General features: G+C 34.8%; 10 protein-coding genes. 9 read left to right on the top strand and 1 reads right to left on the bottom strand.

What is annotated here, in order from left to right:
* Positions 1–148 precede the first annotated feature (148 nt).
* The 8 genes from AA80_RS06715 to AA80_RS06680 all read left to right on the top strand — a co-directional run bounded on the left by AA80_RS06715 (position 149) and on the right by AA80_RS06680 (position 8,862).
* Positions 149–1,456: a nicotinate phosphoribosyltransferase gene (locus tag AA80_RS06715; protein ID WP_103877021.1), complete on the top strand. Its 1,308-nt coding sequence runs from the start codon at positions 149–151 to the stop codon at positions 1,454–1,456.
* Positions 1,457–1,538: 82 nt separating this feature from the next.
* A complete protein-coding gene (locus AA80_RS06710) occupies positions 1,539–2,162 on the top strand; it encodes a hypothetical protein (RefSeq protein WP_103877020.1) in 624 nt (207 codons plus the stop codon).
* A 15-nt stretch (positions 2,163–2,177) separates the two neighbouring features.
* Positions 2,178–3,122, top strand: coding sequence for an enolase C-terminal domain-like protein (locus tag AA80_RS06705; RefSeq protein WP_103877019.1), 945 nt, complete (start codon positions 2,178–2,180; stop codon positions 3,120–3,122).
* Between the two features lie 940 nt (positions 3,123–4,062).
* On the top strand, positions 4,063–4,560 hold the full coding sequence (locus AA80_RS06700) for a MarR family winged helix-turn-helix transcriptional regulator (RefSeq protein WP_103877018.1): 498 nt from the start codon (positions 4,063–4,065) through the stop codon (positions 4,558–4,560).
* Complete coding sequence (locus tag AA80_RS06695) at positions 4,557–6,290, top strand: ABC transporter ATP-binding protein (RefSeq protein ID WP_103877017.1); 1,734 nt, start codon at positions 4,557–4,559, stop codon at positions 6,288–6,290. Before AA80_RS06700 ends, AA80_RS06695 begins: the two co-directional genes overlap by 4 nt.
* Positions 6,287–8,305, top strand: coding sequence for an ABC transporter ATP-binding protein (locus AA80_RS06690; protein WP_103877016.1), 2,019 nt, complete (start codon positions 6,287–6,289; stop codon positions 8,303–8,305). The genes AA80_RS06695 and AA80_RS06690 overlap by 4 nt, the downstream gene beginning before the upstream one ends.
* A gap of 151 nt (positions 8,306–8,456) precedes the next feature.
* Positions 8,457–8,675 carry a 2-oxoisovalerate dehydrogenase gene (locus AA80_RS06685; protein ID WP_103877015.1) on the top strand — a complete coding sequence of 73 codons (219 nt, stop codon included), beginning with the start codon at positions 8,457–8,459 and terminating at the stop codon, positions 8,673–8,675.
* Positions 8,668–8,862 carry a hypothetical protein gene (locus tag AA80_RS06680; RefSeq protein WP_103877014.1) on the top strand — a complete coding sequence of 65 codons (195 nt, stop codon included), beginning with the start codon at positions 8,668–8,670 and terminating at the stop codon, positions 8,860–8,862. The genes AA80_RS06685 and AA80_RS06680 overlap by 8 nt, the downstream gene beginning before the upstream one ends.
* On the opposite strand, the gene AA80_RS06675 is transcribed toward AA80_RS06680, so the two are convergent.
* Positions 8,859–10,583 (bottom strand): hypothetical protein, encoded by a 1,725-nt coding sequence (locus AA80_RS06675; protein WP_103877013.1) that lies wholly within the window; start codon positions 10,581–10,583, stop codon positions 8,859–8,861. The genes AA80_RS06680 and AA80_RS06675 overlap by 4 nt on opposite strands.
* Positions 10,584–10,951: 368 nt before the next feature.
* On the opposite strand from AA80_RS06675, the gene AA80_RS10050 reads away from it, so the two are divergent.
* Positions 10,952–11,095 carry a hypothetical protein gene (locus AA80_RS10050; RefSeq protein ID WP_166667774.1) on the top strand — a complete coding sequence of 48 codons (144 nt, stop codon included), beginning with the start codon at positions 10,952–10,954 and terminating at the stop codon, positions 11,093–11,095.
* The last annotated feature ends 215 nt before the right edge of the window (positions 11,096–11,310 follow it).

Below are 11,310 nucleotides of genomic sequence, written 5' to 3'. Positions count from 1 at the left end.
CCTTATGGGCGGGCTGCGGGGCGAAGGGGCGCAAATAAAGATTAAGCATAGCTTACATAAAAAATTCTAAAAATCATTTTACAAAACTAACAATCTACTTTTAAAAAACGTCACAAGACGGATAAAAAATTTATCAGAAGGTGGGAAAATGGATTTAAATGATGCTAATAAAAGATTACATCCAAAGCTCTTCAAGGTACCCATAGACAAAATAAGAATGGGGTACTACACCGACAAGTATTTCACAAGGTATGTAGAAGTCCTAAAAAAAGACAAGAAAAAAGTAGAAGTAACATATCAATTTTTTCCAAGGTCAGATTGTGTAGTAGTTGGAATAGATGAAGCCCTAGCTCTTTTAACCTATGGAACAGGTTACTACAAAGATGAAGAAAAGGCTAAAGAGATTTTTGATGAAATATTAGCTATAGAAAGGTCGATACAAGACGCCTCTACACGAATGGACAAAGAAGACCTTCTAAATTGTACAAATAAAAAATGGGACCTTAGAATGACACTAAACAGTTTATGGGTTGATAAATGGAATGAGATAGAAGTACTTGCTTTGAATGATGGAGACGAAGCAAAGAAGATGGAGCCTGTGTTCGTAATCAAAGGCAATCCTGCCTTTTTTGGACATTTGGAAACGCTTCTGTTAGGGGTGATGGCAAGGGCTACCAGCACAGCAACCGCTGTAAAGAAAGTTGTAGCCGCTGCCAGAGGAAAGCCGATTCTATTTTTTAGTGCAAGATTCGACCATTTTTGGGTTCAAACAACTGATGGCTATGCAGCTTTGAAAGCTGGGGCCTTTGGAGTATCAACGGACGCAAATGCTGATTATTGGGGAGCTGAATCTCTTGGGACCATCCCTCATGCTTTAATTGCGGCGTATAATGGAAACACGTCAGCAGCATCCATTGCTTTCAACAAACATATAGATGGGCATGTAAATAGAATGGTGTTAGTAGATTGGGACAACGATGTTATTGGAACCACCATCAAAGTAGCAAAAGAGTTTTACGAACACATATACGGTGAAAAACCCAATATTGATAGAGGGGATTTGTCCAAGATAGTTGGTGAAGGAAAAGACAAAATCTGGGCTGTTAGATTTGACACATCTGGATCCTTAAGAGATAAATCTGTTATTCCCAAAGACAAATCGTCTTTAGGGGTTAACCCGGAGATGGTCTGGAGGGCAAGAAGAAGATTCGATGAATTAGGAATGAACGCTTTAAAAATAATGGTCTCAGGGGGATTTAACCAAGAAAAAATAGACCTATTTGAAACCCTAGAAGTGCCTGTAGACCTTTATGGTGTGGGATCTTCCTTGCTTAAACAAAAAATTGACTTCACAGCAGATATAGTAGAAGTCGATGGTAAACCTTGCGCAAAAGTAGGAAGAAAAAAGGGAGACTTCTCACGATTAAAAGTCGTCGAAAAAAACTATTGGGAATAATATCGGAATACAGACACTATGGGTGGGTTACAAGGCAAAGGGCAGCTAAAGCACTATATGAGAATTTTAATGGAGGTAAACTATGTTTTCAATAACTCTCTTTTTAAGTCATTTTGTATCTGATTTTGCTTTTTCCAATGTTTATTCTGATAAATTTTTGGATAAGTCCGATTATTATAAACATCTCATCTGGGTCTTATTAGTCTTTTTGGCTTTCAACTTTGATATGTTAACGGGATGGATGCTTCTAATAGTTTCACTCTCCGTCCTTCTTCACATAGGTATAGACTTATTAAGAATAAGAAACAAAAACACCAACATCTACTTTGAAATTATATTTTTGGGTATCTTTTTTCTTTGGTCATACCTGTTCAGAAACTTTTTCCAAGATTCTTTCTTATCTAATGTTTTTCAATTTTATATTGTAGGAATGATCGTAACAACTGCTTTTGGAAGCTTCTTATTCAGAACTTTCAACATATTTGAAAAAGAAAAAAAGGATACAATTGGTGCATCAGAAAGGTTAGCGATATTCATTTTTGTAATGGCTCAAAACTACCTTTGGTCTATTATAGCAGTAGGTGCTGGGGTGGCGTACAAATTGGTCTTTGTGAAAGAAAAAAATATAAAAGAGCTAATCTTATCACCTACCTATGCAGTATTAGTTTCTTCATTTTGGTTTATACTCATGCAAAACATTTACTAAGAAGGCTAAAAATTTATGAAAGAAAGAAAAAGAGACGTATATTACTGGCAAGAAAGAACTATCCTAAAAAATTTAAATATAGAATGGCAAGAGCATGCTATGTTTAAATTCATAGACAAACAAGGTATTCAAGGGGTTGGAGCGGCAACTCCAAATTATTATTTTGGTGAAACGTTTAAAACTACCATGGCTATATTGGAAATGATTAGAGATCTATTTGAAATGGAAGATGATATTGAAAACATACCCAACATTGAAGAAAAAATCAATGAAAAGATAAAAAGAGACAACTCTTCAAAAACCGCTGTTTTTTTAGCGATTTTTGATTACCTAACAAGCAAGTACAATTATGACCCTACAAAATTACTTTTCCCCAATAAAAAAAGTATCTCACAAGAATCTCTCTTTAGAATTTTTTGGAAAAAAGGCATCAATATCTTTAATCTACTCCCTGAAATTCAAAATGATGGGGAGATTATAAAGATAGAGTTCTTAGAAAAGCCATCTCTCTCAGAACTTGAAAAAACCATGAAACTTTTTAAAAGTAAAAAACTTTGGATCGACCTCAAAGGATTATTTTCCCAACACGAAATTAGACACATCCTAAAACTTCTGAAACACTCTGAAATATTAGCTTTAGAACAGCCAACACCGAAGTATAAAGAAAATACTTTAGGCAACCTACACATACCTTACCCAATTTTTTGGGATGAATCAATCGAGCAACCTGAAGATATAATCAGAGTATCAAATATTGCTACAGGGATCGTCTTAGACATCACCAAAGTTGGTGGATTAACCAACTTAAAAAAACACTACGACTTAGCCAACACGCTCAACTTGGAAACAGTGATATCCACAAGAATAGAACACCCCATAAATCTAAACTGGTCTAACAAAATAAAAAACGCATTCGATATAATAGATTTGAATATAGACCATTATATTGCAAATTCCTAATATACCGACCAGTAATATACTGGTCAGTATATTACTCGTCAGTATATTAATATGATGTTTAATATTATGAATTTTTCTTTTTGTCAGCATTTCTGATGCTGTTTTTAGCACCCCTTCGCCCCGCAGCCCACCCAAAAGGAATGGAAAAAGCATTACTCTCGAACTCCTGCGTCTAACAGCTAAAGAAATCTTTTCCCCTTGATTCAGCAGCTCGTCCCTAAGAAATAGGGGAAACTTTGCTCAATAACTCCTCTAAAAGAAGATTTGATCTTTACCTTCCCCCCACTCATTCAAAAAAGTAATAGATTCATTCAAAATATATAAATTATTAATCAAAATTTCAAATAAAAACTGGCTATTTCAAAAAAGGATAGTATACTAACTATTAGTATACTAATAGTTAGTAAGTTAATTATTAGCATACTAATATAAAATTTGGGTGGAGTTTGAGGCCGTAAGTCCCCTTCCTCAGAAAGGTGGGTTGCAGAATTAAGAAATAAAGATTTTCTTCCTTATGGGTGGGCAGCGGGGGAAGGGCGCTAATAAAAACTAAGAAAAGTTTACAAGAAAACTATGCAAACAATTAACTCTCAAAGAAAGATTCTGGTTTTAAATGGGTCACAGGGCGAAGCCCTTTTGCAGTTTTGTGCAAAAAGCTTTTTGCCGATCTATGCAAAATGGTTTGTTTTGCAATGTTTTAGAAATGCTTTCCCAAATCTCGTTTGCTACGCAAACGATGTTTTTAAATGATTTTGACCTTGATTTGGGGTTTTTAAGGGGGTTCCCTTAACGTCCGGGTATAAGGGACCGTAGGTCCCTTCCTTAAATGGGCTGGCTGCGGGGTGAAAGGGCGCAAATAAAGACCCTTTTCCTCAAGGGTGGGAAGCGGGGTGAAAAGGCGCAAAAAATAATAAAGATGAAATGAGAGGAGAAAAAAGAAATGAAAGACCAACAACTTTGCACTGAAAATTTCCCTTTTGATGAACTCGATCCATCAACGATCAACGTTGTCCAACAATTCTTTCAAGTAATGAACCTGCAAAGACAGTTAAATTTTAAGATCATGGCAGAAAAAGATGTCTATCCTGGGCAAGGAGTTTGTTTATGGCACATTTGGAAAAATCCTGGAATAAGTCAAACACATCTTGCAAAGCTCATGAACGTAGCTCCTCCAACCGTTTCGTTGATTCTTAAAAGGCTGGAGAAAATGGAGCTTATCCTCCGCCAATCTGATCCTAATGATATGCGTACTCTGCAGATCTATTTAACTGAAAAAGGAGAAGAAGAAATTAAAAATTTAAAAACATCCTTTTCAAAGATCGTTAGATACAGCTTTGAAGGTTTATCAGATGAAGAACTCAACACATTTAACGAGTTACTAAAAAAAATATCCAACAACCTATCAAAACATTTACATAAGGGAGAAGATCAAGGATGAGAACTATACTAAACAAATATCTAAAAAAGTATTATAAAGAAGTAATTTTGGCATTGGTGTTACTCACTGTCCAAGCCGTATCAAACTTATACTTACCAAACTTAAATGCAGACATTATAAACAACGGCGTTGCCAAAGGAGACCTCCCTTATATAATGCAGGCGGGAGGAAAGATGTTGTTATTTTCCTTATTACTCGTTGGTGCTGCTGTAGGGGCGACATTTTTTGCCTCAAGAATCTCTGCAAAATTTGCACATGACTTACGCAGAGATCTTTACTACAAGGTGATGAGTTTCTCTCAAAACGATATAGACAAGTTTGGAACCGCATCACTAATAACGAGAAACACGAATGATGTATACCAAATTCAGATGTTGGTATTAATAATGTTGAATGTTATGATTCTTGCACCCATAATGGCAATAGGTGGCGCTATTATGGCTATTCGTCAAGACGTTGTCCTTTCTACTTCACTTCTAGTGATAATTCCATTGATGGGAATCGTTGTATTTTTTCTAATGCGCAAGGCAATTCCACTATTTAGAAGCATGCAAATAAAGCTCGATAACGTCAACCGTGTTCTACGTGAAAAATTAATGGGCGTACGCGTCATCAGAGCTTTCGTGAAAGAAAAAAGTGAAGAAAAAAGATTCGATAAAGTTAATAGCGACTTAACTCAAACCGCCATAAAAGTAAACAGATTATTAGCATTAGGTATTCCTCTTCTAATGCTCATCATGAACCTTTCAACCGTTAGCATTCTCTGGTTTGGCTCAATGCGAATAGACAGTGGGGCAATGCCAATAGGCAACTTGACAGCCTTCTTAACCTATATAATGGAAATACTCATATCAATAATGATGGCGATGATGATGTTTGTCATGTGGCCTCGTGCAGAAGCATCTGCCGATCGTATCAAAGAGGTATTAGAAACTGAACCTACAATTAATGAACCAGACAATCCTGTTATTTTAAAAAGTAAAGAAGGTACTGTATCTTTTAAAAATGTGACATTCAAATACGAAGGTGCTGAGAAACCCGTACTAAGAAACATTTCTTTTGAAGCTAAACCAGGCAAAACTACCGCAATTGTAGGTGGTACCGGAAGCGGTAAAAGCACTCTTATAAACTTGATCCCACGCTTTTACGAAGTTACCGATGGAAAGATAGAAATCGACGGTGTAGATATTAAAGAAATGTCGATGGAAAATCTTAGAGACTTACTAGGTTTTGTACCTCAAAAAGCTTATCTATTCAGTGGAACAATTTCTTCCAATCTAGCATATGGTAAGAAAGATGCAACGGAAGAAGAAATGTGGCATGCTTTAGAAATAGCCCAAGCGAAAGATTTTGTAGAAGAATTACCTGACAAACTACAAGCTCCAGTTGATCAAGGAGGAATGAACTTCTCCGGTGGTCAAAGGCAACGTTTATCAATTGCAAGGGCAATTGTCAAAAAACCAAAGATCTATATATTCGACGATAGCTTCTCAGCATTGGATAATCGAACCGATGCCAACCTTCGGGAAGCCCTAAAGGAAGAGGCTAAAAATGCCACAGTTATAATAGTAGCTCAAAGGGTGAGTACCATACTTAATGCAGACTTAATAATCGTTCTAAACGACGACGGAACAATAGGAGGGCAAGGAAAACATTCAGAACTTATGCAATCATGTGAAGTATATAGAGAGCTTGTAAAATCCCAGTTACCAGAGGAGGAAACCGCATGAGTCCCAATAACACAAAAACTTCTAAAAGTTCAACCAATCGACCTAGGGCGATAGGAATGGGAAGGCGAGGAGGAGCAACTCCTGGGGAAAAACCAAAAAATTTTTGGGGTTCCTTAAAAAGATTACTTGGATATTTAAAACCTCAATTAGTGCCTATTTTGTTCGTTGTTTCTTTTGCCATTCTAGCTACAATCTTTATGATAACAGCCCCTAAGATAATAGGGAACGCCACCAATGTGTTATTTGAAGGTATAATTAGCAAAAATATGCCTGAAAATATGACAAAAGAAGAAGCTATACAAATGCTTAAACTCTCAGGGAACGATCAAATTGCAGAAATGATTGGGCCAATGAACATAATTCCAGGCCAGGGAGTGGATTATAACAAACTCGTACAAATCTTATTAACCCTTTTAGTAATTTACGGATTATCAGCCCTTTTCAATTGGCTTCAGCAATATATGATGGCGGGTGTCTCGCAAAAATCCATCTATCGGCTCAGAAAAGAAGTTGACAACAAACTGGCAAAACTTCCACTTAAATATTTTGATAGTCATTCCCACGGTGATATTCTCAGTAGAGTGACCAACGATATTGATAACATAGGAAGAACGCTTCAACAAACGTTAATACAGATCATAACAGCTACTGTTACTATAATCGGTGTCATCGTTATGATGTTAACGATAAGTCCTTTGCTCACCTTAATAGCCTTGACGCTGATTCCTTTATCTCTAATTGTAACAATGTTCATCGTAAAAAAATCTCAGAAACAATTTGAAACGCAGTGGGACAGCACGGGAAAACTCAACGGTCATGTAGAAGAAACATATTCAGGTCATAACATTGTAAAAGTTTTCAACAAACAAAAAGAAGCTAAAGAAACATTCGATCACGAAAATTCTAGATTATACCAAGCAAGTTTCAAATCTCAATTCATATCAGGTATAATAAGACCTGCCATAGCTTTTCTAAACAATCTTAACTACGTACTTGTCAGTGTTATTGGTGGACTTAGAGTAGCTAACGGTATGATGACACTTGGGGATGTACAAGCATTTATACAGTATTCAAGAATGTTCACGCAACCGATAGTTCAAACAGCCAATATTATAAATATTTTACAATCAACTATCGCTTCTGCAGAAAGAGTATTTGAACTCTTAGATGAAGAAGACGAAGTTGCTGATCCAATCGATCCTATAGAATTATCTGAAGTAGAAGGAAGAATAGCGTTTGAAAACGTATCTTTCAGTTATGACCCTAGAAAACCTTTGATAGAAGGAATGAACTTAACCGTTCAACCTGGGGAAAACGTCGCGATAGTAGGACCAACAGGTGCTGGAAAAACGACACTTGTAAACCTCTTGATGAGATTCTACGATGTCACAGGTGGAAGAATCACCTTGGATGGTATTGACATTAGACAAATGAGAAGATCGGATCTCAGAAAAAACTTTGGTATGGTGCTTCAAGACACCTGGCTATTTGGAGGCACGATAAAGGAAAATATCGCATACGGTAAAGAAGATGCATCTGATGAAGAGATCATCCAAGCTGCTAAAGCGGCGTATGTAGATCATTTCGTCAGAACCTTACCGCATGGCTACAACACAATAATAGATGAGGAAGCCTCGAACCTTTCACAAGGTCAAAGACAATTAATAACAATCGCAAGGGCTTTCCTTGCAGACCCCAAAATTTTAATTTTGGATGAGGCAACAAGTTCTGTAGACACTCGTACAGAAACATTAATACAACAAGCTATGGAAAAACTGATGAGAGGGCGTACAAGCTTTATCATTGCTCATAGATTATCTACGATCAGAGATGCGGATATAATCTTAGTAATGGATCACGGTTCCATTGTCGAAACTGGAAATCACGGAGAACTCATGAAAAATAAAGGTTTTTACTACAATCTTTATATGAGTCAATTTTCAGGAATTGATTTGAAAAAACAACTTAAAGACTCAAAAACATCAGAGGAACATACAGCATCTGTCAAAAGCTAAACCCTCTCCACTCCAACTAAATTGGGGTGGAGAATGCCCCTTTCTTCCCATTCAAAAACATAAAAAGAAAGAATGGATGGTTTTCTGACAATTTATCCCCATATGATATAATATATAATTAGAAACTAGAAAATAAAAGGGGATGAATCTGATGAAAGTCAAGGAAATAATATTTATAGTGGAAGAAGATCCAGAAAGCGGATATAACGCTAGGGCTTTGGGAGAATTAATCTTTACAGAAGGATCTTCCTTAGATGAGCTTAAAGAAAATATTAAAGATGCCATAAAATGTCACTTTGATAAAGAAGAAGATATTCCCGATATTATAAGATTGCATATTGTGAAAGAAGAGACATTCACATATGTCTAAAGTTCCAAAAAGAGCAGCTGGTAGAAGAAATTTTCAAAAAATAAAAAATTCTTCCCTAAATCTAAACAACCAGTCTTTATCACTTGAAGGATTAAAAATTAAATATAAAACTATATTTGCAAAATTGATGCCAAAACTAATGATAGAATCAAAAAAAGACGCCCAACATGGGCGTTTTTTCAATTAAAAATTGTTGCTAATTTTGATGAACTCTTCTCTCTCTTCCCCTTCAAAAACATAAAAAGAAACAGCAGAAGGTTTTCTTTTCAACGTGTATTTTTTCACGAATGGATCAATCTCTTTTGGTACTTTCGGTGTGAATTCTTTTGGTATATCTTTTAAGTCGTAGTACCTACCGTAATTCATTATGAACTTTTCTACTGTCTTTTTTTGTCTTGTATCAAGACTAACGTAATTTTCAATGAACTCTTTTAAATTCTTTTTATTCAAGTCTTTCATAAACCTTTTTACAACATCTTTCCTTCCCAAATAAAATGGATGTTCGTTGAAGGTTATATTTTTGTTTGTGTAGATTTTTGGTTTTTGAACGTTTGTTAGTAAAGAATCAAAATCTATCTTTGGATTTCTTTCAAAGATAGAGTTTATTAACTCTTTCGTGTAGTAATCACATCTTTGTTCAATTAAACTGTTATCTTCTATCTCTTTAATTATCTTTTCTAGATCAATCTCTTCTTTGTAGTAATGAACGAGGTAAGATGTAAAGAATTCTGATATTTGTCTTTCTTGTGGAAGATTTTTAAACTTTTCAAGGTTTATCTTAAACTTCTTATCTATATCCTTCTTTTTCAATTCTTTGATTATACACAAAGGTGTGGATGTGGTGATTTCAAACTCAAGAACATCTAGTATGTTTCTCAAGGTATTTGGTTGAATGTACTTTGTCTTTGCAGATAAAAACTCTTTCAACGTTCTTTCAGAAACGTTCATTGAGTCTATGGGTATCTTTTCTTTTCCTATTTCTTTCCTTAGGAAATCTCTTAACGTTTTCGTATTTAAGTAATTTCTATTTCTATTTCTAATATTCAAAACAAAACATCTGACATCGTGAATTGTATATCCAAACTCATTCCAGATTATTTTTTTCTTATCACCAGTCAACGATGAAACTAAGCGTGAGAAAATAAAGGCGGTCTCATAAACCAAAGGATCGTTGTTACTCTTCTGTACTTGAAACATAGTATCGAGGGAATTGAAAACATCAAAGTTATCATCATGGAAATAGTAACCAAGGTAGAATCCTAATGGAAAAATAAAAGCTAAAGCCTTTTCTTTGTTTGTATCTTTCAACCACCAAGATGAATTGTTTAAAGCTTGCACCATGCCAGAAGGATGTGGAATAGTTTTTAAAATCTTAAATGCTTCAACGTTCAAACAAACTGCTTCTTCGTATCTTTCTTCGTTCTTTTTCCCTCTTGCTTTTGATAGTAATATGAAGCCTTTATCAACAGGGTTTTGTTCGTAATTCTCACTCCAATATCTTATCTTTTCCATATTTTCATCGGGTTCATAATACAATTCATGTATATTTTTTAGAGTTTCTACAACAAGTCCTCTGACATAAACAGGTATATTGTCAAAATTATCCTTTAGTTCGTCGAATACTTTTTTAACACCCTCTTTTTGTTTAATTCTATTCAATATATGAATTTTTTGATCCAGAAAAAGATAATACAAACCACCTTTTTTCAGCCCCTTTATCTCTTCATCTATTATCTCAAGGGCTTCATCGTATTTAACATCCCATTTTAATTTCAAAACGTTTATGTAATTGACGATGTTTTTATTTTTATCTGATCTATCACTTTCTAAGTAATGAACAACATAATTCAAAATTGGCCTTATGAACTGTCCTTTATTCACAATTTCAACCAAAGATCGAAGATTCATTCTAAGAACCTCCCTATCCTCATGAAATATTTACACAGCGTTATAATAATGGAACATTCGTTTACTTCAATTCAACTTAGAAATTTTTCTAAAAATAGATCGAAATCATTTAAACACAATTGTACCATAATACAGATAAAAAAAGAAAAAGAGAATATAAGTAATTTAAAGATAACAAAAATTATCAAGTTTGATTTTAACATAAGTTTTTTTTGAGTAATCTCTGTAATACTTTATCAATACATATTTGAAACCAATTAAAAAAACAGTTGAAAATCATATGGAAAAGTGTATGATTAAAATCAGGAGATGGATTATTTGAAATTTTAGTCTTTAATTAAAAGAATAATTCAAGGGGGTGAAAGAGGATGAAGAAATTTGTTGTTGTTTTGTTGTTCAGTGTTCTGGTGTTAGGGGGTATATTTGTTTATGGAGGGGATGATGATGGAATAAATAGGACAAATGGTCTAGAACCCACAGCGATTGTAAGTGTTGTGGATGAAGTAGAGTAAATGCTTAGTTGATGTATTTACTTTGTACAAGAAACAACGTTTGAAAAAGCTTAAAAGATTTAAGGAAGTATCTAGATAAGTTTTTGGAGGAAAAGATTGCGAAGTTAGGAATTATTCGCCAGCAAAAAGTAACCCCGCAGGAAAAGTAGTGTAAAATAAAAGTGGAAGGAGGAGATTTATCCAGTGAAATCAAAAATAATTTCTTCTAACGTTAA

This window comes from Petrotoga sibirica DSM 13575 (assembly GCF_002924625.1).
Taxonomy (GTDB): domain Bacteria; phylum Thermotogota; class Thermotogae; order Petrotogales; family Petrotogaceae; genus Petrotoga; species Petrotoga sibirica.
This window is presented reverse-complemented; position numbering and strand designations above follow the sequence as displayed.